This is a genomic window from Paenibacillus sp. sptzw28, assembly GCF_019550795.1.
GTDB lineage: Bacteria > Bacillota > Bacilli > Paenibacillales > Paenibacillaceae > Paenibacillus_Z.
In genome coordinates, this window is the sequence record NZ_CP080545.1 from 864,482 (window position 1) to 885,000 (window position 20,519).

The 20,519-nt window shown below is 49.4% G+C and carries 34 protein-coding genes (1 of these 34 cut by a window edge); 32 read left to right on the forward strand and 2 right to left on the reverse strand.

Annotation, left to right across the window (positions count from 1 at the left end; translation table 11 throughout):
- The first annotated feature begins 2 nt into the window (after positions 1-2).
- The 30 genes from rplP (at position 3) to KZ483_RS04120 (ending at position 17,493) form a co-directional block, all read left to right on the forward strand.
- Positions 3-437, forward strand: coding sequence for a 50S ribosomal protein L16 (rplP, locus tag KZ483_RS03975; RefSeq protein ID WP_220351463.1), 435 nt, complete (start codon positions 3-5; stop codon positions 435-437).
- Positions 427-627, forward strand: coding sequence for a 50S ribosomal protein L29 (gene rpmC, locus KZ483_RS03980; RefSeq protein ID WP_220351464.1), 201 nt, complete (start codon positions 427-429; stop codon positions 625-627). Before rplP ends, rpmC begins: the two co-directional genes overlap by 11 nt.
- 58 nt (positions 628-685) lie before the next feature.
- Complete coding sequence (rpsQ, locus tag KZ483_RS03985; RefSeq protein ID WP_220351465.1) at positions 686-949, forward strand: 30S ribosomal protein S17; 264 nt, start codon at positions 686-688, stop codon at positions 947-949.
- 45 nt (positions 950-994) lie between these two features.
- Complete coding sequence (gene rplN, locus KZ483_RS03990) at positions 995-1,363, forward strand: 50S ribosomal protein L14 (RefSeq protein ID WP_090583243.1); 369 nt, start codon at positions 995-997, stop codon at positions 1,361-1,363.
- 103 nt (positions 1,364-1,466) lie between these two features.
- Entirely contained in the window at positions 1,467-1,820 is a 354-nt protein-coding gene (gene rplX, locus KZ483_RS03995) for a 50S ribosomal protein L24 (protein WP_220351466.1), read from the forward strand.
- Between the two features lie 31 nt (positions 1,821-1,851).
- Complete coding sequence (gene rplE, locus KZ483_RS04000; protein ID WP_220351467.1) at positions 1,852-2,394, forward strand: 50S ribosomal protein L5; 543 nt, start codon at positions 1,852-1,854, stop codon at positions 2,392-2,394.
- 21 nt (positions 2,395-2,415) lie between these two features.
- Positions 2,416-2,601: a type Z 30S ribosomal protein S14 gene (locus KZ483_RS04005; protein WP_220351468.1), complete on the forward strand. Its 186-nt coding sequence runs from the start codon at positions 2,416-2,418 to the stop codon at positions 2,599-2,601.
- 30 nt (positions 2,602-2,631) lie between these two features.
- The gene (rpsH, locus tag KZ483_RS04010) at positions 2,632-3,030 is read left to right on the forward strand and encodes a 30S ribosomal protein S8 (protein ID WP_220351469.1); all 399 of its coding nucleotides are present in this window, start codon (positions 2,632-2,634) and stop codon (positions 3,028-3,030) included.
- Positions 3,031-3,060: 30 nt separating this feature from the next.
- A complete protein-coding gene (rplF, locus tag KZ483_RS04015) occupies positions 3,061-3,603 on the forward strand; it encodes a 50S ribosomal protein L6 (RefSeq protein WP_220351470.1) in 543 nt (180 codons plus the stop codon).
- A 64-nt stretch (positions 3,604-3,667) separates the two neighbouring features.
- Complete coding sequence (gene rplR, locus KZ483_RS04020) at positions 3,668-4,036, forward strand: 50S ribosomal protein L18 (protein ID WP_220351471.1); 369 nt, start codon at positions 3,668-3,670, stop codon at positions 4,034-4,036.
- Between the two features lie 32 nt (positions 4,037-4,068).
- On the forward strand, positions 4,069-4,566 hold the full coding sequence (gene rpsE / locus KZ483_RS04025; RefSeq protein WP_220351472.1) for a 30S ribosomal protein S5: 498 nt from the start codon (positions 4,069-4,071) through the stop codon (positions 4,564-4,566).
- Positions 4,567-4,579: 13 nt separating this feature from the next.
- Positions 4,580-4,765, forward strand: a complete 186-nt coding sequence (rpmD, locus tag KZ483_RS04030; RefSeq protein ID WP_220351473.1) for a 50S ribosomal protein L30 — start codon at positions 4,580-4,582, stop codon at positions 4,763-4,765.
- Positions 4,766-4,941: 176 nt separating this feature from the next.
- Entirely contained in the window at positions 4,942-5,382 is a 441-nt protein-coding gene (gene rplO, locus KZ483_RS04035) for a 50S ribosomal protein L15 (RefSeq protein WP_220351474.1), read from the forward strand.
- Positions 5,383-6,684, forward strand: a complete 1,302-nt coding sequence (secY, locus tag KZ483_RS04040; RefSeq protein ID WP_220351475.1) for a preprotein translocase subunit SecY — start codon at positions 5,383-5,385, stop codon at positions 6,682-6,684.
- 87 nt (positions 6,685-6,771) lie between these two features.
- Positions 6,772-7,425, forward strand: coding sequence for an adenylate kinase (locus KZ483_RS04045; protein WP_220351476.1), 654 nt, complete (start codon positions 6,772-6,774; stop codon positions 7,423-7,425).
- Entirely contained in the window at positions 7,422-8,183 is a 762-nt protein-coding gene (map, locus tag KZ483_RS04050) for a type I methionyl aminopeptidase (RefSeq protein WP_220351477.1), read from the forward strand. The genes KZ483_RS04045 and map overlap by 4 nt, the downstream gene beginning before the upstream one ends.
- Positions 8,184-8,197: 14 nt before the next feature.
- On the forward strand, positions 8,198-8,470 hold the full coding sequence (locus KZ483_RS04055; RefSeq protein ID WP_220353251.1) for a KOW domain-containing RNA-binding protein: 273 nt from the start codon (positions 8,198-8,200) through the stop codon (positions 8,468-8,470).
- Between the two features lie 2 nt (positions 8,471-8,472).
- Complete coding sequence (gene infA / locus KZ483_RS04060) at positions 8,473-8,688, forward strand: translation initiation factor IF-1 (protein WP_219874756.1); 216 nt, start codon at positions 8,473-8,475, stop codon at positions 8,686-8,688.
- Between the two features lie 44 nt (positions 8,689-8,732).
- On the forward strand, positions 8,733-8,846 hold the full coding sequence (rpmJ, locus tag KZ483_RS04065) for a 50S ribosomal protein L36 (RefSeq protein WP_003333770.1): 114 nt from the start codon (positions 8,733-8,735) through the stop codon (positions 8,844-8,846).
- A 17-nt stretch (positions 8,847-8,863) separates the two neighbouring features.
- Positions 8,864-9,232, forward strand: a complete 369-nt coding sequence (gene rpsM / locus KZ483_RS04070) for a 30S ribosomal protein S13 (RefSeq protein WP_220351478.1) — start codon at positions 8,864-8,866, stop codon at positions 9,230-9,232.
- Positions 9,233-9,250: 18 nt separating this feature from the next.
- Complete coding sequence (gene rpsK, locus KZ483_RS04075) at positions 9,251-9,646, forward strand: 30S ribosomal protein S11 (protein WP_148933645.1); 396 nt, start codon at positions 9,251-9,253, stop codon at positions 9,644-9,646.
- Positions 9,647-9,775: 129 nt separating this feature from the next.
- Positions 9,776-10,720, forward strand: coding sequence for a DNA-directed RNA polymerase subunit alpha (locus tag KZ483_RS04080; protein ID WP_220351479.1), 945 nt, complete (start codon positions 9,776-9,778; stop codon positions 10,718-10,720).
- 15 nt (positions 10,721-10,735) lie between these two features.
- Positions 10,736-11,101 carry a 50S ribosomal protein L17 gene (rplQ, locus tag KZ483_RS04085; protein WP_220351480.1) on the forward strand — a complete coding sequence of 122 codons (366 nt, stop codon included), beginning with the start codon at positions 10,736-10,738 and terminating at the stop codon, positions 11,099-11,101.
- A 435-nt stretch (positions 11,102-11,536) separates the two neighbouring features.
- Positions 11,537-12,277 carry a tRNA pseudouridine(38-40) synthase TruA gene (gene truA, locus KZ483_RS04090; RefSeq protein WP_220351481.1) on the forward strand — a complete coding sequence of 247 codons (741 nt, stop codon included), beginning with the start codon at positions 11,537-11,539 and terminating at the stop codon, positions 12,275-12,277.
- 212 nt (positions 12,278-12,489) lie between these two features.
- Positions 12,490-12,927 (forward strand): 50S ribosomal protein L13, encoded by a 438-nt coding sequence (gene rplM, locus KZ483_RS04095; RefSeq protein WP_220351482.1) that lies wholly within the window; start codon positions 12,490-12,492, stop codon positions 12,925-12,927.
- Positions 12,928-12,946: 19 nt separating this feature from the next.
- Positions 12,947-13,339, forward strand: coding sequence for a 30S ribosomal protein S9 (gene rpsI, locus KZ483_RS04100; RefSeq protein ID WP_220351483.1), 393 nt, complete (start codon positions 12,947-12,949; stop codon positions 13,337-13,339).
- Positions 13,340-13,486: 147 nt separating this feature from the next.
- On the forward strand, positions 13,487-14,179 hold the full coding sequence (locus KZ483_RS04105; protein ID WP_220351484.1) for a phosphoadenylyl-sulfate reductase: 693 nt from the start codon (positions 13,487-13,489) through the stop codon (positions 14,177-14,179).
- A 17-nt stretch (positions 14,180-14,196) separates the two neighbouring features.
- Complete coding sequence (gene sat, locus KZ483_RS04110; protein ID WP_220351485.1) at positions 14,197-15,363, forward strand: sulfate adenylyltransferase; 1,167 nt, start codon at positions 14,197-14,199, stop codon at positions 15,361-15,363.
- A 117-nt stretch (positions 15,364-15,480) separates the two neighbouring features.
- Positions 15,481-16,257 carry an N-acetylmuramoyl-L-alanine amidase CwlD gene (gene cwlD / locus KZ483_RS04115; RefSeq protein WP_220351486.1) on the forward strand — a complete coding sequence of 259 codons (777 nt, stop codon included), beginning with the start codon at positions 15,481-15,483 and terminating at the stop codon, positions 16,255-16,257.
- Between the two features lie 105 nt (positions 16,258-16,362).
- Positions 16,363-17,493, forward strand: a complete 1,131-nt coding sequence (locus KZ483_RS04120; RefSeq protein ID WP_220351487.1) for an Mrp/NBP35 family ATP-binding protein — start codon at positions 16,363-16,365, stop codon at positions 17,491-17,493.
- A 131-nt stretch (positions 17,494-17,624) separates the two neighbouring features.
- Here KZ483_RS04120 and gerD read toward each other — a convergent pair whose 3' ends face one another.
- Positions 17,625-18,245 (reverse strand): spore germination lipoprotein GerD, encoded by a 621-nt coding sequence (gerD, locus tag KZ483_RS04125; RefSeq protein ID WP_258881529.1) that lies wholly within the window; start codon positions 18,243-18,245, stop codon positions 17,625-17,627.
- 205 nt (positions 18,246-18,450) lie between these two features.
- Between gerD and KZ483_RS04130 the strand changes: the two genes are divergently transcribed.
- A complete protein-coding gene (locus KZ483_RS04130) occupies positions 18,451-19,080 on the forward strand; it encodes a KinB-signaling pathway activation protein (RefSeq protein ID WP_258881530.1) in 630 nt (209 codons plus the stop codon).
- A gap of 12 nt (positions 19,081-19,092) precedes the next feature.
- Here KZ483_RS04130 and pdaB read toward each other — a convergent pair whose 3' ends face one another.
- A complete protein-coding gene (gene pdaB / locus KZ483_RS04135) occupies positions 19,093-19,896 on the reverse strand; it encodes a polysaccharide deacetylase family sporulation protein PdaB (RefSeq protein WP_220351488.1) in 804 nt (267 codons plus the stop codon).
- A gap of 115 nt (positions 19,897-20,011) precedes the next feature.
- Here pdaB and KZ483_RS04140 point away from each other — a divergent pair, with 115 nt between their 5' ends.
- Positions 20,012-20,519, forward strand: partial view of a stage II sporulation protein M gene (locus KZ483_RS04140; protein ID WP_220351489.1) — the 5' portion only. 107 nt of this gene lie beyond the right edge of the window; 508 of the gene's 615 nt are visible here — the first part of the coding sequence; it begins with the start codon at positions 20,012-20,014; the stop codon falls past the right edge of the window.

A 20,519-nucleotide genomic window follows, 5' to 3' on the forward strand; every position in this document is an offset into this window, starting at 1 on the left:
TCATGTTGGTACCAAAACGCGTCAAACACCGCAAACAACAACGCGGTCATATGAAAGGTCGCGCTAAAGGCGGCACGGAAGTTCACTTCGGTGAATTCGGCCTCCAGGCGTTAGAACCGGCGTGGATTACAAACCGCCAAATCGAAGCTGCCCGTATCGCGATGACTCGTTACATTCGCCGTGGCGGTAAAGTTTGGATCAAAATATTCCCTGCCAAACCGATTACACAAAAGCCGCTTGAAGTACGGATGGGTAGCGGTAAAGGTAACGTGGAGAAGTGGGTTGCCGTTGTTAAGCCAGGCAAAGTATTGTTCGAGCTTGCAGGTGTTTCTGAAGAAATCGCACGCGAAGCAATGCGTCTTGCGGCTCACAAACTCCCGATCAAAACGAAGTTCGTGAAACGTGAAGAAGTGGGTGGTGAAGCAAATGAAAGCTAATGATTTTCGCAACCTGACCTCTGCTGAGCTTGAACAAAAAGTTAATGGGTTTAAAGAGGAGCTTTTCAATCTTCGTTTTCAATTGGCCACCGGCCAACTGGAAAACCCGACACGGATTCGTGATGTACGGAAGGATATAGCTCGTGCCAAAACCATTCTCCGTGAAAGAGAATTGGGAATAAGCATCTAAGCTGTAAATAACCGTGAACGATAGCCAAAAAGCTCTATCGTAGGGAAGGAGGAAGAACATGAGCGAACGCAATGCCCGCAAAGTTCAAGTCGGTAAAGTCGTGAGCGACAAAATGGAAAAAACGATCGTTGTTGCCGTTGAAACATACAAAAAACACGATCTGTACCATAAACGCATCAAATACACGAAAAAGTTCAAGGCGCATGACGAGAACAACGAAGCGAAAATTGGCGACGTCGTCAAAGTGATGGAGACTCGTCCGATTTCTAAAGACAAACGGTTCCGCCTTGTCGAAATCGTTGAAGCAGCTGTTATCTTGTAGAAAATGCTAACTTCATAGGCATTTTCCCGAAAGGAGGACGTTGAAATGATTCAACCATTTACGCGTTTGGCCGTCGCTGACAACTCCGGCGCGAAGGAACTGATGTGCATTCGTGTGTTGGGTGGTACGGGACGTCGCGTTGGTCACATCGGCGATCTTATCGTCTGCTCCGTTAAACAAGCAACACCCGGTGGCGTTGTCAAAAAGGGTGATGTGGTAAAAGCGGTTATCGTACGTACGAAACGTGCAGTTCGCCGTAAAGACGGTTCATATATCGCATTCGATGAGAATGCGGCAGTTATCGTAAAAGAAGACAAAAGCCCGCGCGGCACTCGTATTTTCGGACCGGTTGCTCGTGAACTCCGCGATCGCGACTTCATGAAAATCGTATCGCTCGCACCGGAAGTTATTTAATAAACAGCCCTCAAGAGAGAGCAAGCTTGGTAAGTAAAGCCTACTCTTACGGGGCCCCGAAAATACCTTGCGATATCACGCAAGAATGCAGGAGGTGTAACTCATGCCACGGTTGAAAAAAGTGTTAGAGTCTCATAACAATAAATTGCACGTGAAAAAAGACGACACGGTACTCGTGATCACCGGTAAAGACAAAGGCAAGAAAGGCCGCGTCATTGCTGCGTATCCTCGTGAAAACCGCGTTCTCGTCGAAGGCGTCAACATGGTGAAGAAGCATACTCGTCCTTCCCAGCAAAATCCGCAGGGTGGTATTCTCGAGCAGGAAGCGCCGATTCACGCGTCAAACGTCATGCACCTTGACCCGAAGAGCGGTAAAGTAACGCGCATCGGATACAAAGTGCTCGACAACGGAAAAAAAGTCCGGATCGCTAAAAAATCCGGTGAGGTAATTGATTAATTGACCGATACGGGAAGGAGGTCCATGTTACATGGCAGCAAGAATGAAAGATCGTTTTCTGAATGAAATCACACCTGCTCTGATGCAGAAGTTTAACTATACGACGGTTATGCAAGTACCGAAAGTGGAGAAAGTCGTTATCAACATGGGTGTTGGCGAAGCGGTTTCCAATTCCAAAGTGCTTGATACGGCCGTTGAAGATCTTCGCTTGATTTCCGGTCAGAAGCCCGTTGTTACTCGCGCTAAGAAATCGATCGCCGGTTTTAAACTCCGCGAGAACATGCCAATTGGGGTTAAAGTAACGCTGCGCGGCGAGCGCATGTACTACTTCCTCGATAAACTATTCAACGTAACACTTCCGCGCGTTCGCGATTTCCGCGGCGTATCGAACAAAGCGTTCGACGGTCGTGGCAACTATACGCTCGGCTTGAAAGAGCAGCTAATCTTCCCAGAGATCGAGTATGATAAAGTTGACAAAGTGCGCGGGATGGACGTCGTCATCGTCACGACGGCAAAAACGGACGAAGAAGCTCGTGAACTGCTGACCCAAATGGGCATGCCGTTTACGAAGTAATCCACAGGAGGTGTATACCAAGTGGCAAAAACTTCGATGAAGATCAAGCAGCAACGCACTCCTAAGTTCCAAGTGCGCGCTTATACGCGCTGCGAGCGTTGCGGCCGTCCGCACTCCGTTTTGCAAAAGTTTAAAATTTGCCGGATTTGTTTCCGTGAATTAGCATACAAAGGCCAGATTCCTGGCGTTAAAAAAGCAAGCTGGTAATCAGCCTAGTTCGGGAAGGAGGTTTACACAATGGTTATGTCTGATCCGATTGCAGATATGCTCACGCGCATTCGAAACGCAAACGTTGTGCGTCATGAGACTGTGGAAATGCCTGCTTCGAAAGTAAAGAAGCAAATCGCTGAAATTTTGAAACGCGAGGGCTTTATCCGCGATGCCGAGTTTATCGAAGATAACAAACAAGGGATTATCCGTATTTTCCTCAAATACGGCCCTAACCAAGAGCGTGTCATCACCGGGCTGAAACGAATCAGCAAACCGGGACTGCGCGTATACACGAAAAGCACTGAAGTCCCTCGCGTATTGGGCGGCCTTGGAATGGCAATCATTTCAACGTCCCAAGGGATTATGACCGATAAAGAAGCGCGCCAAGTGAAATCCGGCGGCGAAGTCGTCTGCTACATTTGGTAAGAAACTGTCACAACGATTGGAGGTGTAACAATGTCTCGTATTGGCCGTAAACCGATCCAAGTACCAGGTGGCGTAAACATCGACTTGGACAACAGCATGATTACTGTAAAAGGACCAAAAGGTTCGCTGAGCCGCGAGCTCCACAAGGACATGAAAGTAGTCGTTGAGGATAGCGTAATCACGGTAGAGCGTCCTTCCGACAATAAACTGCACCGTTCCCTGCATGGCACAACGCGCAGCGTTATCGCAAACATGGTGAGCGGAGTAACCGAAGGCTTTGCAAAATCTTTGGAGCTCGTAGGCGTTGGTTACCGTGCAAATAAAACCGGTGAGAAAATCGTACTGAACGTCGGTTACTCACACCCGGTTGAAATTACGCCGGACAATGGCATTGAGTTCGAGGTTCCTTCTAACACGAAAATTATCGTAAGAGGAATCGACAAAGAACTCGTTGGCGCAACCGCTGCAAAAATCCGTTCCGTACGTGAACCGGAGCCGTATAAAGGCAAAGGTATCAAGTACGAAGGTGAGCGCATTCTTCGTAAAGAAGGTAAAGCTGGTAAGAAGAAATAAGCAGGCCCGAGGCCCGCTTAAACGGATAGCTTCATAAAGGACGAAGGAAAGGAGTGTAACACGAATGATTACAAAAGGCGATAAAAACAAAGCGCGTTTGAAACGCCACCTGCGTGTGCGTAAGAAAATCAACGGAACTGTGCAGCGTCCGCGTCTTGCTGTATTCCGTTCCTCCAAACACATCTATGCACAACTGATCGATGATGTTCAAGGCGTAACGATCGCTTCCGCTTCTACGCTGGACAAAGAAGTCGTTGAGCAAGTTGGCAACGGCGGAAACGTTGAAGCTGCTCGCAAAATCGGTGAGCTCATCGCTTCCCGCGCAAAAGCAAAAGGCGTTGAGCACGTCGTGTTCGACCGCGGCGGCTACTTGTACCATGGCAGAATTCAAGCACTTGCGGACGCAGCTCGCGAAGCTGGTCTCCAATTTTAAATCGACATTACTTATTAAGGAGGTAAGACGACTTGCGTATAGATCCGAATACGTTAGAACTGACTGAAAAAGTAGTCCAAATCAACCGCGTTGCAAAAGTTGTAAAAGGCGGACGCCGTTTCAGCTTTAGCGCGCTTGTAGTTGTCGGTGACGGCAAAGGATACGTCGGCGCAGGGATCGGTAAAGCCGGCGAAGTGCCGGATGCCATCCGTAAAGGCATCGAAGATGCCAAGAAAAACCTGATCCACGTTCCACTCGTGAAAACAACGATTCCGCATCAAGTGCTTGGACATTTCGGCGCAGGACGCGTGCTTCTCAAACCGGCATCGGAAGGTACCGGAGTGATTGCTGGCGGTCCTGTTCGTGCGGTTCTTGAGCTTGCTGGAGTAGGCGATATTCTGACCAAATCGCTTGGTTCTTCCAATTCCATGAACATGGTCAACGCTACGCTGGAAGGGCTGTCCCGCCTGAAACGCGCTGAGGACGTTGCCAAATTGCGCGGAAAAACCGTACAAGAGCTTTTAGGTTAAGGAGGGGAATACGATGGCGAAATTGCAAATCACCCTCGTTCGCAGTCTGATCGGTCGTAACGAGAAGCAGCGCGCGACGGTCAATACGCTCGGTCTGCGCAAACTTCATCAGTCGGTTGTCCATAATGACAACCCGGCCATCCGCGGCATGGTAAACCATGTTAGCCATTTGGTTAAAGTTGAAGAAGTACAAGGATAAATCGCCTGTAGAGGCGTCTGAAATTACAGCCTATGCTTCAGGATCCGGCTTTTGCTTTCGTAGCAAATCCGGAGGAAGCGGCGCAAAAACTAAGCGTATGCTTCCGAAGTGAGTTTTTGCTTTCATAGCAGACCCGAAGGAAGTTTCGCAAAAACTTTAAGGAGGTGCAACCAACGATGAAATTGCACGAGCTCAAACCAGCACCGGGTTCTCGTAAAGAAGGATTCCGCGTTGGCCGTGGTATCGGTAGCGGCAATGGTAAAACGTCCGGTCGCGGTCACAAAGGTCAGAACGCCCGTTCCGGCGGCGGTGTTCGTCCAGGCTTTGAAGGCGGACAAAACCCATTGTACCGTCGTTTGCCAAAACGCGGCTTCAACAACCCGTTCCGTAAAGAGTATGCGATTGTGAACATCGATGAGCTGAACAGCTTCGCAGCTGGCACAGAAGTTACGCCTGAGTTGCTGATGGAGCAAGGGATTGTCAAAAACCCACAGAGCGGCATTAAAGTTCTGGGTAACGGCGAAATCACAGTACAGCTTACGGTAAAAGCAAACAAGTTCTCTCAATCTGCGGTAGAGAAAATCCAGGCTGCCGGCGGTAAAACCGAGGTGATCTAATTGTTCAAGACCGTGTCCAACATTTGGAAAGTGGAAGATCTTCGCAAGCGGATTTTGTTCACACTGTTCATCTTGCTCGTTTATCGGATCGGTTCCTTTATTCCGGTGCCAGGCGTCAATAAGGATGTTTTCAAGAGTGTCGATCAATCCGGTGCTGATTTGTTCGGCTTGCTTAATACGTTTTCCGGGGGCGCATTGTTCCAGTTCTCTATATTCGCAATTGGGATTATGCCGTACATCACCTCATCAATCATCGTACAATTACTGTCGATGGACGTCATTCCTAAACTTGCAGAATGGGCGAAGGAAGGCGAGAATGGTAAACGCAAGCTCGCACAAATAACGCGTTACGGCACCATCGTTCTCGGTTTAATCCAAGGCTTTGGTACAGCTATCGGCTTTAACCGCCAATATCAGTACGAAATGATTCCCGGTGCAACGTTTACGGACTATCTTATGATTGCGATTGTCCTAACGGCTGGTACAGCCTTCCTCATGTGGCTCGGTGAGCAAATTACCGAGAAAGGCATCGGCAACGGGATTTCGATACTGATCTTTGCCGGTATCGTGGCTGCGATGCCGCGCCACATCCGTTCCCTTTATACGCAGCAATTTGTAGATGCCGGGGATGCATTGTTCCTTAGCATTGTCAAGGTGGTCGTTCTCGTAATTGTTGTTGTAGCGATCATCGTAGGCGTTATTTTTGTTCAGCAGGGCATCCGGAAAATCCCGGTACAATACGCCAAGCGCGTTGTCGGCCGGAAAATGTACGGCGGACAATCGACCCACATTCCGTTAAAAGTAAACGGAGCAGGCGTTATCCCGGTAATTTTCGCGGTATCGCTACTAATGTTCCCTATTACGATAGCGCAATTTTGGTCGACCCATAGCTGGGCGACGTGGATTCAGAATCATATGTACTATGACAAGCCGCTAGGCATGGTCTTGTACGTATTGCTGATCATCGCTTTCACGTTTTTCTACACGTTTGTGCAAATCAATCCGGTGCAGATGGCCGATCAGATGAAGAAAAACGGCGGATATATTCCGGGCATTCGTCCGGGCAAGCCGACGTCGTCTTACATCACACGCGTCATGTCACGGATCACGCTGAGCGGAGCGATATTCTTATCGGTAATTTCGATATTGCCGGTACTATTGGGCTCACTCGCGAATTTGCCTCGTGATGTGCAACTGGGTGGTACCTCGCTGCTTATCGTTATCGGTGTTGCTCTTGATACGATGAAACAAATCGAGACCCAATTGATCAAGCGCCACTACAAAGGGTTTATCAATAAATAACGATAGGTTCAAAACCGGGCTTCCGCGCATCTATCATGTGACGGAACCCGCTTAGAGCCTATTGTGCTTAAAGCGAGGAACACGCTAATGAACATTTTATTCATGGGCCCTCCAGGTGCCGGTAAAGGCACGCAGGCCGAACGAATTGTCGAAACTTTTGCAGTGCCGCACATTTCGACAGGGGATGCGTTTCGGCTTGCAATGAAACAAGGCACGCCTTTGGGGCAGAAGGCAAAGGAATACGTTGATCAAGGTCTACTTGTTCCCGATGAAATTACGAACGGTATCGTTCGTGAACGTCTGCAGCTTGAGGATTGCAATAAAGGCTTTTTGCTCGACGGTTTTCCGCGTACGCTGCAGCAAGCAGAGGCACTCGACGGAATGCTGGCAGACATGGGCCGAAGCATCGATCATGTCGTTAACTTGAAGGTTGACCGCGGTCTGCTGCTTGCGCGTCTGACCGGTCGTCGCATTTGCAAATCTTGTGGCGCGACCTACCATGTTATGTTCAACCCGCCTAAACAAGACGGTGTTTGCGATAAATGCGGCGGCGAGCTGTATCAACGGTCAGACGATACGGAAGCGAAAGTTGGAACGCGTCTCGATGAGTACATTTCCAAGACGGCTCCTCTGCTCGAGTACTATTCGGCGCAAGGAATTCTTCGTGAAGTGGACGGCGAGAAGGAAATTAATGAAGTAACTGATGAGATCGTATCCTGTCTGCGAGGTTCAGCCGAATGATTATTTGCAAATCCGAAGCGGAATTGCGATATATGAAGGAAGCTGGCCGTATCGTGGCGGAAACGCATCGTTTGCTGAAACAATCCATTCGTCCCGGTATAACGACAAAGGAATTGGATGAAATTGCGGAGACATACATTCGCAGTCAGGGCGCTACGCCTTCTTTCAAAGGCTACAATCAATTTCCTGCCAGTATTTGCGCTTCTGTAAACGAAGAGCTGGTACACGGAATTCCGGGATCCCGCAAATTGAATGATGGTGACATCATCAGCATTGATATCGGCGCGCAGTATGAGGGCTACCATGGCGATTCAGCTTGGACTTACGGCGTGGGCCAGATCAGTGAAGAGACGAACCGATTGCTTGAAGTGACTGAACAGTCGCTTTATGCCGGGCTCGCGCTCGTGAAACCGGACGTCCGGTTGTTCACCATCTCTCATGCGATTCAACAAGTGATCGAAGCAGCAGGCTTTTCCGTCGTTCGTGAGTACGTGGGCCATGGCATAGGCGCAAGCCTACATGAAGAACCGCAAATTCCGAACTATGGCGTACCGGATCGCGGACCGCGTCTGAAACCAGGCATGGTACTGGCGATTGAGCCGATGGTTAACATCGGTGAACGATATGTTCGTACGTTGGAGGATAATTGGACGGTCGTTACCGAAGACGGCTCATGGTGCGCGCATTTCGAGCATACTGTGGCCGTTACCCCGGATGGCTGTGAAATATTAACCCTACCTAGGGAGCAGGCAGGTTGAGCGCATTGGAATATATGCCTGAAATCGGCCGTATTGTACAAATATTGCGAGGTAAAGAAGAGGGCAGTTATGCCGTCATCATCGGCATAGTCGATGAACGGTTTGTCCTTATCGCGGATGGTGACAAACGGCGCTTCGATCAACCGAAGAAGAAGAACGTACTGCATCTTCTGATGCAACCGGTCGTCAGTCATGAAGTGACGGACAGCATGCGGGAAACCGGTCGTGTAACAAACGCCAAGCTGCGATTTGCGATTCAGAAGGCTGTGCAAGGGAAAGGAGATTGACTGTGGCCAAAGAAGACGTCATTGAAGTCGAAGGTACGGTCGTAGAGCCGCTGCCCAATGCCATGTTCAAGGTGGAACTGGAAAACGGACACCAAATTCTCGCCCACGTTTCGGGCAAGCTCAGAATGCATTTCATCCGCATTCTGACGGGAGATAAAGTGGTCGTACAGTTATCGCCTTATGATTTATCTAGAGGACGCATTACCTATCGGAAGTAGGCCGGCAACGGTCCGCGGACGAAAGAATTCGGGAGGTAATCACAATGAAGGTCAGACCTTCGGTCAAGCCAATATGCGAAAAATGCAAAGTCATTCGTCGCAAAGGCAATGTAATGGTGATTTGTGAAAATCCGAAACACAAACAAAAACAAGGATAAAGGAGGGATAACGGTACATGGCACGTATTGCAGGTGTAGACTTGCCGCGCGATAAGCGCGTGGCTATCGCTTTGACTTACATTTTCGGTATCGGCACAACTACGTCCCAGAAAATCTTGAGCACGACCGGTATTAACGAAAATACGCGCGTTCGTGACCTGACAGAAGACGAAGTTAGCCGCCTTCGCGAGACGATCGATAAAACAGTAAAAGTAGAAGGCGACCTGCGTCGCGAAATTTCGCTTAATATCAAACGTCTGATTGAGATTGGCTGCTATCGCGGTGTTCGTCACCGTCGCGGTCTTCCGGTTCGCGGTCAAAGAACGAAAACAAATGCTCGTACGCGTAAAGGTCCTCGCCGGACTGTAGCGAACAAGAAGAAATAATAAGGGGGGATAACCTAAATGGCTAAACCGAAAAAAGTGGTTCGTACTAAACGTCGTGACCGTAAAAATATCGAATCGGGCGTAGCGCACATTCGCTCGACTTTCAATAACACGATTGTCACGATCACCGATCCGCACGGCAATGCGATTTCCTGGGCAAGCTCGGGTAACCTCGGTTTCAAAGGTTCCCGCAAAAGCACGCCGTTCGCAGCTCAAATGGCTGCAGAATCCGCAGCTAAAGCGGCTATGGAACACGGAATGAAGGCTGTCGAAGTAATGGTTAAAGGTCCTGGCGCAGGCCGTGAAGCGGCAATCCGTTCGCTGCAAGCTGCAGGTCTTGAAGTTAACCTTATTAAAGACGTAACGCCAGTTCCGCATAACGGATGCCGTCCGCCGAAACGTCGTCGCGTATAGTCAGGCCGCAGTGTGGTATCAAATATCTCCAACTTGTGAATAATGGTTGTGAAGGTTTGCCATACTACATGATTTGACTTCAATTGCGATCATGGTAACGGAGCGACGTTTTGAAGGAGGGTACTATTAGTGATTGAGATCGAAAAGCCGAAAATCGAAACCGTAGAGCTTAACGAGGAAGGCACTTACGGACGATTCGTAGTCGAACCGTTGGAACGCGGATATGGCACGACACTGGGGAACTCGCTGCGCCGAATCCTGTTGTCGTCACTGCCGGGAGCAGCTGTGACCTCTGTTCAAATCGACGGTGTGCTTCACGAGTTCTCTACGGTTCCTGGTGTGATTGAGGACGTTACCGAAATCATCCTGAACCTGAAAGGCCTCTCGTTGAAAATCCATTCCGACGAAGAGAAGGTTTTGGAAATCGATGCGGAAGGCGATGGCAGCGTTACGGCCGGCGATATTCGCGCGGATAGCGATGTCGAGATATTAAACCCTGATCTTCATGTCGCAACCTTGGCGTCCGGTGCGCGGCTCCATATGCGGGTATTCGCCAACCGCGGCCGCGGTTACGTGCAAGCGGATCGTAATAAACGCGAAGATCAACCGATCGGCGTTATTCCTGTTGATTCCATCTACACGCCGATTACCCGCGTCAACTATAGCGTTGAAAACACCCGTGTCGGTCAAGTAACCAACTATGACAAACTAACTTTAGAAGTATGGACCGACGGCAGTATCAGACCGGAAGAGGCTGTAAGCCTTGGCGCCAAAATTTTGACCGAGCATCTCGATTTGTTCGTTGGTTTGACCGACGAAGCGAAGGATGCCGAAATCATGGTGGAGAAAGAAGAAGACAAAAAAGAGAAAGTACTCGAGATGACGATCGAAGAACTCGATCTCTCCGTACGTTCTTACAATTGTCTCAAACGTGCAGGCATCAATACCGTTCAAGAGCTGATCACTAAAACCGAAGAAGACATGATGAAGGTCCGCAACCTTGGACGTAAGTCTTTGGAGGAAGTGCAAGAAAAGCTTGAAGAACTCGGTCTTGGCCTCCGTATGGAAGAATAAAGGAGGGGAAAATCGATGGCATATTCAAAATTGAGCCGTGACGCAAGCTCGCGTAAAGCACTGTTCCGCGATCTCGTCACTGACTTGTTCCTGTATGAGCGCATTCAAACGACTGAAGCGAAAGCGAAAGAACTTCGCCCGATCGCAGAGAAGCTGATCACGCTGGCAAAACGCAACGATCTTCACGCTCGTCGTCAAGTTGCAGCTTTCGTTCGTCGCGAATCAATCGATGGCGAGCAAGATGCGATTCAAAAATTGTTCTCCGAACTGGCTACCCGTTATTCGGAGCGTCCAGGCGGATATACGCGTATTTTGAAACTGGGTCCTCGCCGCGGTGACTCGGCACCTATGGTATACTTGGAACTGGTAGACCGCGCGTAAACAAACGAAAGGGTGGACCTTGCGGCCACCTTTTTTTTGTTGCCCGGATACGCGGTGCGGCGGTGGTTCGCCTTCGATGCGAGCATTGGACTTTGCCTGGGTCTGCGATTACAAGGTAATCACACACGGAGAAAGCAGGTCGTAAACTCTCCGGCCAATCCATGCTCTCCCCTCCTGCTCCGGCGCCGCACTGGCGTGATAACAATAAAAACGTGTGGGCAAGGTCTGAGGGGAAGGCAACAAGGGTCTGGTGTGCGGCGCTGTTCGCTCTCTTAACGGGCCTTTGAAGGCAGCAAAGATAAAAGATAAGGGATAATAAGAATTGAATGAAAACAATTAATCTCTTGAAGTATTAACGAGCTGTAACAGAGGATAGTTGTGTGAAGGCGAAAGCTAGCGATTGGGCGAATCGATGTCGGTGGGAGGAGGTGTGGGATGAGGAACCTCAGGATGATTGTCAGCTATGATGGAACGCGTTACTACGGCTTTCAGACACAGCCGGGCGGAAATACGATACAGGATATTATTCAGGCCACCATTAAAGCATTGACGGGCGAAACGGTTCTGATCATAGGTTCTGGCCGCACCGATTCCGGTGTGCATGCGCGCGGACAAGTCTTTAATTTTCATACGAACTCCACTATACCGGTAGAGAGGTGGGCAATTGCGCTTAATACTCGACTGCCGGATGACATCGTCATTCTTCAAGCGGATGAAGTATCACAGGACTTTCACGCCAGTTACTCGGCAAAACGAAAAACTTACCGCTACTCAATCGATATGAACCGGTTTCCGGATGTATTTGATCGTTCATTCCGTTTTCATCACCCTACACCTCTTCGCGTACCCGAGATGAAGGATGGGCTCGCAAGGCTTGTGGGTGAACACGATTTTAGCTCCTTCGCTTCCAGACGTTCGACGAAAACCAGTCATGTACGTACACTTTATGAAGCTCGGATAGATGAGTATGACGGAAAGCTCGATGTATATGTAACTGGAAATGGATTTCTCTATAATATGGTCCGAGTCATTACCGGAACACTATTATGGGTAGGAGAAGGCAAGCTGAATCCGGGAGATATTACCCGCATTCTGGCAGCGCGGGACCGCTCCGCGGCAGGACCGACTGCAGTAGCGCGGGGGCTCATTCTATGGCGCGTTGATTACCCCGAATGACAACTATTAGTGGGGGCAAAAGCCCAAATGTTTCGCTTGCACATATATATTATTTATAGTAGAATATAACTTGTGCTTTCTTAGTGGCTCTCCCACAGCCCCGACTAAGATGGCCATCCAATGATGAATATAAACACGCTAATGAACCGATGAAACGGCAACGTTTCTTCATACATGAGAACGGTTGTTTTAATGAAGAAGGAGGATCATCCATGCGCACCACCTATATGGCCAAGCCAAATGAAGTAGAACGCAAATGGTACGTTATTGATGCGGAAGGCAAAACGCTCGGTCGTCTTGCGAGCGAAGCGGCAAGCCTCATTCGCGGCAAACATAAACCGGAGTTTACCCCGCACGTTGATACTGGCGACTTCGTTGTTGTAATCAACGCTGAGAAAATTGTTTTGACGGGTAAGAAGCTTCAAAATAAAATGTACTACCGTCACTCCATGTATCCAGGCGGACTGAAAGTAACCTCCGCACAGGACATGATCAAGAACAAACCAATACGCGTATTGGAGCAAGCGATTTACGGTATGCTGCCGAAAAATCGTCTTGGCGACAAAATGAAGATGAAACTCAAAGTGTATGCCGGCTCGGAACACCCACATCAAGCACAAAACCCGGAAGTTTACGAACTTCGCGGATAATTAGAGGGAGGACAGTTTCATGGCTCAAGTTCAATACTATGGAACCGGTCGTCGGAAACACTCCGTTGCACGTGTACGCCTTGTGCCGGGTGAAGGACGAATCATTATTAATAAACGCGACCTGAACGAATATTTCGGTCTCGAAACACTCAAACTGATCGTAAAACAACCGCTTTCGCTTACCGAAACGACCAGCAAGTACGATGTGCTTGTTATCGCTCACGGCGGCGGTATTTCCGGCCAAGCCGGCGCAATCCGTCACGGTATTTCCCGCGCTCTGCTTAAAGCAGATCCGGAGTTCCGCCCAGCGTTGAAACGTGCAGGCTTCCTGACGCGTGACCCTCGTATGAAGGAACGTAAGAAATACGGTCTTAAAGCGGCACGCCGCGCACCTCAGTTCTCGAAACGCTAATCTATTCGACGTTATGTACCTCCTCTGCGTGTCAGAGGAGGTATTTTTCATCATTTTGGCTCATTTAGGTCATTGAACAATATATTGAATGGCCTTATAATTTAATGTAGATGAATTTACTTGGATTTGTGAACGGAGGACATTATCATGAATTTATTCGAAAAAGAAGCACTCGTAACCCAAAAAGCAGAAGAGCTTGAGAATGCAACGCCGGAAGCAATTTTGCAATATGCGGTTGAAACGTTCCCGAACATTACGTTTGCGTGCAGCTTTGGAGCTGAAGATGTCGTTATTGTCGACATGCTTCAAAAGATCAGCCCGAAAACGGACGTGTTTTATTTGGATACGGATTTTCACTTTAAGGAAACCTACGAAACTCGAGATAAGATGATGGAGATTTACGGGATGAACTTTGTCCAGGTAAAACCGGAACTCACTCCCGAGCAGCAGGCGGAACAGTTCGGACCCGAGCTTTGGATTAGCGATGCCAACCAATGCTGCAATATCCGAAAAGTACAGCCTCTGACCAAAATTTTATCGAAGTACGATGCGTGGATTACGGGGATTCGGCGCGATCAGGCGCCTACTCGCGCCAATTCCAAAAAAGTTGAGTACGATACTAAATTCGGTTTAATAAAATTTAATCCGATTGCGAACTGGACCAGCGAAGATGTTTGGAATTATATCCGGACAAACAATGTCTATTACAATCCGCTTCATGATAATAATTATCCGAGTATCGGCTGCGAATATTGCACTCGCCAGGTTATGCCAGGTGAAGATCCGCGTGCCGGTCGCTGGTCGGGACAAGAAAAAACAGAATGCGGACTGCATAAATAAGGGAGGCACTAGCATACATGAGCAGCATTAAGCCGCATGGCGGCGTACTCATCAACCGAGTCGCAAGCGGAGCAGAGCGAGAAGCGCTGCTGACAGAAGCGGCAGCATTGAAATCGATTGTTATTAACACATGGACGGCATCGGATCTTGATTTGATTGGGGTAGGTGCTTTTTCGCCGCTGATTGGCTTCATGAATGAAGCGGATTACCGCTCCGTAGTCGAGAAGATGCGTCTTGCAAACGGTACGGTATGGAGCATCCCCATTACGTTGGCGGTTGAAGAAAAGAAAGCATCGGAGTTTACCGTTGGTCAGCGTGCAGCGCTAGTCGGCGAAGACGGCGTTGTTTACGGAACCATCGATATCGATAGCATTTATAACGTCGACCAGAAATTTGAAGCCATCAATGTTTTCAAAACGGACGAAGAAGCGCATCCTGGCGTTGCAAAGCTGTATGGTCGTCCTGCAACCTATATTGGCGGACCGATTACAGTACTGAATCGTCCGATTCCGGAGAAGTTCAATGAATTTTATTTTGATCCGGCTGAAACGCGCAGAATTTTCGCGGATAAAAGCTGGAAGACGATCGTTGGTTTTCAAACGCGCAACCCGGTTCACCGTGCGCATGAGTATATCCAGAAATCGGCAATGGAAATTGTCGATGCTCTCTTCTTGAACCCGCTTGTTGGAGAGACCAAGTCCGACGACGTACCGGCAGCGGTTCGTATGAAAAGTTATATTGCCCTCCTAGAAAACTATTATCCGAAAGATCGTGCATTTCTGGGGGTATTCCCTGCAGCTATGCGGTATGCCGGTCCTCGTGAAGCGATATTCCATGCAATGGTTCGCAAGAACTACGGATGCACGCATTTTATCGTAGGCCGTGATCACGCAGGCGTAGGCGACTATTACGGAACATATGAAGCGCAAGAGCTGCTCCGTACGTTTACAGCCGATGAACTGGGGATAACACCACTGTTCTTCGAACACAGCTTTTTCTGTACGAAATGCGGAAACATGGCATCAAGCAAAACTTGCCCGCATGGCAAGGAAGATCATCTGACCCTGTCTGGCACAAAAGTTCGCGCACTTTTGCGTGACGGCGTATGTCCTCCACCGGAGTTCTCGCGTCCTGAAGTCGCAAAGATCCTGATTGAAGGCATGGCGGAACAACCGGTCAACTAATTCAATTGAACGGATTTTCTTCGCATAACAGACCACCTCGTCCCATAAGATGGTAAAAGAGCAGGGTATAGACATGCCTGCGACTATCATCGCTTGTGGGATTGGGGTGGTTTTTTAATGCGCGGGTTACGAAAGCGATTCGTCATCTGGATTACCTACCGCGGAGCGCTGCGAATCGGAATCGGTATGACGGCAGTGCTTCTTACAATTCTCCTGCTCACGCAGGATGTACCCGCCTCGCGTACGTGGACATATTGGACGTTACCGTTATCCGGCAAAATCATTGCCATTGACGCTGGACATGGGGGCGCAGACGGCGGAGCGGTAAGTAAACAGGGAGCATTGGAGAAGGACCTGAATCTTGCCATTGCGCTGCAGCTTCGTGATTATTTACAGCAGTCGGGAGCGATTGTCGTCTTAACCAGAGAAGGGGATTACGATTTAGCGAATGATGGGACTCAAAAGCTGAGCAGACGGAAAACGGAAGATCTGCTGAGACGTGCGCAGTTTGTGAAAGACAAGAAGGCAAGCATGCTCATCAGCATTCATATGAACAGCATTCCCTCTCCGCGCTGGTCGGGGGCTCAAACGTTTTTCTACCCGAATCACCCGGATAATTCGGCGCTTGCTTCACTTATACAGGATGAAATCAAACGCAACCTGGAGAATACGCAGCGGGTCGCGGCTACGGTAAATACGGTCTATTTGTTAAAAGCAATGGAAGATATTCCGAGTGCATTGGTCGAGGTGGGCTTTCTCTCCAATCCGGGTGAAGCTGCGCAGTTGGTCGATTCCAATTATCAAAAGAAAGTCGCGGCATCCATTTACCAAGGAATACTGCGGTATTCGGCTGGAGAGAAATGGGGCACAATCTCAGGGGCACCGGCAGAATAGATGCCGGCGAATTTTTGAGCGGGCCACTCTTATGATATACTGAAGTTAGTTACATATCGAAATTGTCGGGATTCCGAACAATGGATGGAGAGGGAAGATTCTGCGATGTTGACCCGAGAGCAAGTGGTAATGGCCGCCGAATCTGTGGCGGCCCAATATAGCGCGGATGCAGCGATAGCGATCCGCGATGTGGTCGTGAAGGATCGTCACGTATCATTGACGGTCCAGGGGGCTAGCGAGAAGGCGCAGCCCTCGCTGGAGGCCTCGCTGCGCGAGGCTCTTACCCGGGCCGGCGCCGAAACCGTGCACTGCCGGTTTCGGTCCGGCGAGACGCCGTCCGGCGGCGCGCAAGGCGCAACAGCCGCCGGAGGTGCCCATGCCGGGGCCGCCGCGCCGGCAGCGGCAGGCGGCGGCCAGGCGGCCGCAGGCGCAGGCCCCGTACGCGGGCACGGGGCCGGCCTGGAGGCACACCCGCTGCTGCGCGCAGGCAGCGGAGTGCATTTCATCGCCGTAGCCAGCGGCAAGGGCGGCGTCGGCAAGTCCACGGTGACCGTGAATTTAGCGGTCGCCCTGGCTCGAAAGGGCAAACGCGTCGGAATTATCGACGCGGATATTTACGGCTTCAGCGTTCCCGATATGATGGGAATCGAGAGCCGGCCTGACATCGTGAATGAACGGGTCATCCCAATTGAAAAATTCGGCGTGCGCGTTATGTCTATGGGCTTCTTCGTTGAAGACAATGCTCCGATTGTCTGGCGCGGACCAATGCTCGGCAAAATGCTCCGCAATTTCTTTGCGGAGATCGAATGGGGCGAGCTGGATTATTTGCTGCTCGACCTGCCTCCGGGAACGGGCGACATTGCGCTTGATGTGCATCAGCTGATTCCTCAAAGCAAGGAGATCATTGTAACAACCCCCCATGCCACAGCTGCATTCGTGGCTGCACGGGCAGGTGCTATGGCAATCAAAACCGAACACGAAATTTTGGGCATCGTTGAGAATATGTCGTATTTCGTAAGCAAAAGCGGAGAACTCGAGTATGTCTTCGGACGTGGAGGCGGGGCAAAGCTGGCCGAATCCCTCAATTCCGAGCTGCTGGCTCAAATTCCGCTAGGCGCACCGGATAATCATCCCTCGGAGCCCGATTTTTCACCATCGGTGTACAAGGCGGATACAGAGACCGGGCGTCTTTACTTGGATATAGCTGAGCGCGTCATCGAGAAGTGCGAAGCTTAGGTAACGATTTATCCGCGCATTACTAACGGTCAATTAGTAAAGCCCGCTTAAGCGATTTCATGCTCCTCAAAGTGAGGAATTGAATCGCTGAGCGGGCTTTTTTGCGGCCATACGCAGAGCCTTTACCCGAATCATTTAGCTTTCGGCTTTTTAACCTTCTCGTCAGGCTTCGGCTTAAGCTCTTCCTGAACCGCTTTTTTCAGCAGGTCCAGTATTTCGAGGCGGTATATCGGACTGGCCAACGATTCCTGCATCATGGTCATCACTTGCTTGCGGTATTGCGTGCTTTGGAGCACTTCGAGGATCATTCTGTCCATTTCCGGGCTCTTCATAACTTTAATCAGGTCTTTCTGGTAAGAGGGATCCTTTAATAAATCCTTGTGAATTTGTTTATTTTGTTTGTTCACCGCTTTAGCAAATTCACCGGCAAAACGGGGATCGACCATTAGTCGTTCGATCACTTTGTTATATTCAGGCGATACGAGCGTGTCTTTCACGGCTATCTTTACCTGTTCCTGATCTTGGACCGAAAGCAGCTTTGGGCCGGCGCCGCCACCCGACGCAAGCGCTGATTTCTGCAGAGCTTTATGCGCATCCTCGGTCTTAAGTATGTCGATCACCATTGATTTCATGTCTTTATAGCTCATCTGTCCGCCTTGACCGCCTTGCCCGCCAGCAGGCTCGGCACCGCAGCTCGCTAGGACGAATGTCATTATAATGAGGATTGCCATCGAAATGTACCGTTTGAGCATATTCACGCGTTCTCCTTTCTGTTGATGCGACGTGTTTAAATTAGTATGCGCATTGTTCATGGGATTATCATGGCCCTGGCGTAGCTTTTTGTAGTGGACGTGGTAAAATAAAGCTTGAATCAAACGCAGATCCGCATTCAGCCGTGAAGCATGGGAAGCGGCTGCGATAATGTCCGCAGAAAATGTTTGGGAGTGAACTTTATCCGTGAATTTAAGAAAATGGTTTTTCCTCTTTTGGAGCACAATGGCCGTAGGAGGAGTTGTGACGATGCTGGTCGGCACAATTATGCAGTGGACCGACCAGTCGTTCGGGTTTATGGGACTTCAAGCTGCCGGATTTAACGCCGTAATGATGGCGCTTGTAGGCCTGCTGTTCGGGGCATTCAGCCAGATGGGCTTTTTCGCCTATTTAACTTTGAACTACATTGCGCTCAGTGTTTTTCGCAAAAGTTATTTGTGGAATGCGCTTCAGGCGTACACCACCCTATTTGCACTGGGCGGACTTGGGTATATGCTTTATGAAAACCGGCAGAATCTCAACAGTTGGATGTTTTGGTCCCTGCCGATTGTCCTAGGCGCCGCTTCCTGGGTTGTGGCCTATTTTAAAGTGAAACAGACGAATGGCAATGCATTTGTTCCGACACTGTTTCTGCAGGTTGTCGTTACCATGCTTGAGGCTTGGCCCAGTCTGCAGGGGGAAGGGAGCAACACAAGCTCCATTGTCTTTATGATGGTTCCGATGTTTGTCTGTAATGCATATCAAATCATGTGGCTGCATCGCCTGGTCCGCAAAGAAACAACCGGCTCCGCAACGAATGCGAAGACGGCTGTATAGAGGAGTCGCAAGTTAAAAACCGGCAGTTGCTTGCATTTGCTCGAACATAGCCGATTTGTCCTGAACTGTCTTGCCTTTCACTTCGGTTTGCACGATCATTTCTGAGACGGTGGCAAATTCATATCCTTTGGCGCGGAGCTGGTCGATAATCGCCGGTAAAGCGTCGTGGGTTTGCTTGACGGAATCGCTCGCATGCATAAGAATAATATCGCCCGGATGCGCCTTGCTTACAACACGATTGATGATCTTGGATGTACCGATGTTCATCCAATCAAGCGAATCGGTGTCCCATTGAATGACCTTGTAATTTAATTGCTCTGCAATTCGAAGCACCCTTTTGTCGAAATCACCATTGGGCAAGCGGATTAAATTCGGAGCTTTTCCCGTCACTTGGGTTAATATCGTATGTGCTGTTTCGATTTGCTTGCGGATCTCGTCGTCGCTGTAAGTGCTGTAATTATCATGTTTATGCCCATGGCTGCCGATTTCAAATCCGTCCTGGACTATCCTCTTCACAATATCCTGATGCGCCTGTGCCCAAGGGGAAGAGAGGAAGAACGTTGCATCCTTCACATTTTTCTGCTTCAATACATCAAGAATCGGCTCCATCCGTTTGTCGCCCCAGCTAATATCGAATGTTAAGGCGACCATTTTCTTCTCCGTAGGCACGCTGTAAATCGCTGCCGGTTGTTCCGGGGCAAATACGGTAACATTGTCTTTTTCAGCATAAATGACACCCGCGGCAAAGATAATGCCTATACTGACCAGAAAATAACGTTTTATTTTCCGGCCGTTCATCACATAGAACATGTTCATTCTGATTCGGCGCTCCTTTCTTAAATAGGGCTTGTTCTAGTACAATCTATGCTCGTACCAGTGACTTATTCGTACCAACCTAATAAAAAGTAGAGAATAAGAGGTGAGAGACCTGATGTTTGCGCTGCGTGAAATTTTCGGACACCTCAAGACGATGCGCCATTATTTGATTTTCAGTGTGGTCATTATGCTGGCGGGTTTTGTTGTGGGCGCGACAAACTCGTCGTTTGATTCGTTTATCCAAGGTCAAATAGCCGGTCTGCGCCAAATGGCTGAATCCATTGAAGCCAATAATAACTCGACGTTATGGTTTATCGTTTTCATCTTTTTCAATAATGCCATTAAGGCGATATTGGTTATGTATCTCGGCTCGTTACTTGGCATAGTGCCGTTCATATTTCTGACGATCAACGGTATGATGATCGGCTATCTGGTCAGCAAAGCGTCTGAACAAGGCGGCGGCGTACTGTATACGCTTATTGTCAAAGGGCTTCTTCCCCACGGGATTCTCGAAATTCCTGCAATTATTATTGCCTGTGCATACGGTTTTCGATTCGGTAAAATAATGCTTCAAGGGCTGGGAGCGTTGTTCGTTAGAAAAATCGGCTGGGGCAAAGAACTCG

Excerpts from the sequence above, each read along its gene's own strand:
- rplP (WP_220351463.1), top strand. The coding sequence starts at position 3 with ATGTTGGTACCAAAACGCGTCAAACACCGCAAACAACAACGCGGTCAT.
- rpmC (WP_220351464.1), top strand. The coding sequence starts at position 427 with ATGAAAGCTAATGATTTTCGCAACCTGACCTCTGCTGAGCTTGAACAA.
- rpsQ (WP_220351465.1), top strand. The coding sequence starts at position 686 with ATGAGCGAACGCAATGCCCGCAAAGTTCAAGTCGGTAAAGTCGTGAGC.
- rplN (WP_090583243.1), top strand. The coding sequence starts at position 995 with ATGATTCAACCATTTACGCGTTTGGCCGTCGCTGACAACTCCGGCGCG.
- rplX (WP_220351466.1), top strand. The coding sequence starts at position 1,467 with ATGCCACGGTTGAAAAAAGTGTTAGAGTCTCATAACAATAAATTGCAC.
- rplE (WP_220351467.1), top strand. The coding sequence starts at position 1,852 with ATGGCAGCAAGAATGAAAGATCGTTTTCTGAATGAAATCACACCTGCT.
- rpsH (WP_220351469.1), top strand. The coding sequence starts at position 2,632 with ATGGTTATGTCTGATCCGATTGCAGATATGCTCACGCGCATTCGAAAC.
- rplF (WP_220351470.1), top strand. The coding sequence starts at position 3,061 with ATGTCTCGTATTGGCCGTAAACCGATCCAAGTACCAGGTGGCGTAAAC.
- rplR (WP_220351471.1), top strand. The coding sequence starts at position 3,668 with ATGATTACAAAAGGCGATAAAAACAAAGCGCGTTTGAAACGCCACCTG.
- rpmD (WP_220351473.1), top strand. The coding sequence starts at position 4,580 with ATGGCGAAATTGCAAATCACCCTCGTTCGCAGTCTGATCGGTCGTAAC.
- rplO (WP_220351474.1), top strand. The coding sequence starts at position 4,942 with ATGAAATTGCACGAGCTCAAACCAGCACCGGGTTCTCGTAAAGAAGGA.
- KZ483_RS04045 (WP_220351476.1), top strand. The coding sequence starts at position 6,772 with ATGAACATTTTATTCATGGGCCCTCCAGGTGCCGGTAAAGGCACGCAG.
- map (WP_220351477.1), top strand. The coding sequence starts at position 7,422 with ATGATTATTTGCAAATCCGAAGCGGAATTGCGATATATGAAGGAAGCT.
- KZ483_RS04055 (WP_220353251.1), top strand. The coding sequence starts at position 8,198 with ATGCCTGAAATCGGCCGTATTGTACAAATATTGCGAGGTAAAGAAGAG.
- rpmJ (WP_003333770.1), top strand. The coding sequence starts at position 8,733 with ATGAAGGTCAGACCTTCGGTCAAGCCAATATGCGAAAAATGCAAAGTC.
- rpsM (WP_220351478.1), top strand. The coding sequence starts at position 8,864 with ATGGCACGTATTGCAGGTGTAGACTTGCCGCGCGATAAGCGCGTGGCT.
- rpsK (WP_148933645.1), top strand. The coding sequence starts at position 9,251 with ATGGCTAAACCGAAAAAAGTGGTTCGTACTAAACGTCGTGACCGTAAA.
- rplQ (WP_220351480.1), top strand. The coding sequence starts at position 10,736 with ATGGCATATTCAAAATTGAGCCGTGACGCAAGCTCGCGTAAAGCACTG.
- truA (WP_220351481.1), top strand. The coding sequence starts at position 11,537 with ATGAGGAACCTCAGGATGATTGTCAGCTATGATGGAACGCGTTACTAC.
- rplM (WP_220351482.1), top strand. The coding sequence starts at position 12,490 with ATGCGCACCACCTATATGGCCAAGCCAAATGAAGTAGAACGCAAATGG.
- rpsI (WP_220351483.1), top strand. The coding sequence starts at position 12,947 with ATGGCTCAAGTTCAATACTATGGAACCGGTCGTCGGAAACACTCCGTT.
- KZ483_RS04105 (WP_220351484.1), top strand. The coding sequence starts at position 13,487 with ATGAATTTATTCGAAAAAGAAGCACTCGTAACCCAAAAAGCAGAAGAG.
- sat (WP_220351485.1), top strand. The coding sequence starts at position 14,197 with ATGAGCAGCATTAAGCCGCATGGCGGCGTACTCATCAACCGAGTCGCA.
- cwlD (WP_220351486.1), top strand. The coding sequence starts at position 15,481 with ATGCGCGGGTTACGAAAGCGATTCGTCATCTGGATTACCTACCGCGGA.
- KZ483_RS04120 (WP_220351487.1), top strand. The coding sequence starts at position 16,363 with ATGTTGACCCGAGAGCAAGTGGTAATGGCCGCCGAATCTGTGGCGGCC.
- gerD (WP_258881529.1), bottom strand. The coding sequence starts at position 18,245 with ATGCTCAAACGGTACATTTCGATGGCAATCCTCATTATAATGACATTC.
- pdaB (WP_220351488.1), bottom strand. The coding sequence starts at position 19,896 with ATGAACATGTTCTATGTGATGAACGGCCGGAAAATAAAACGTTATTTT.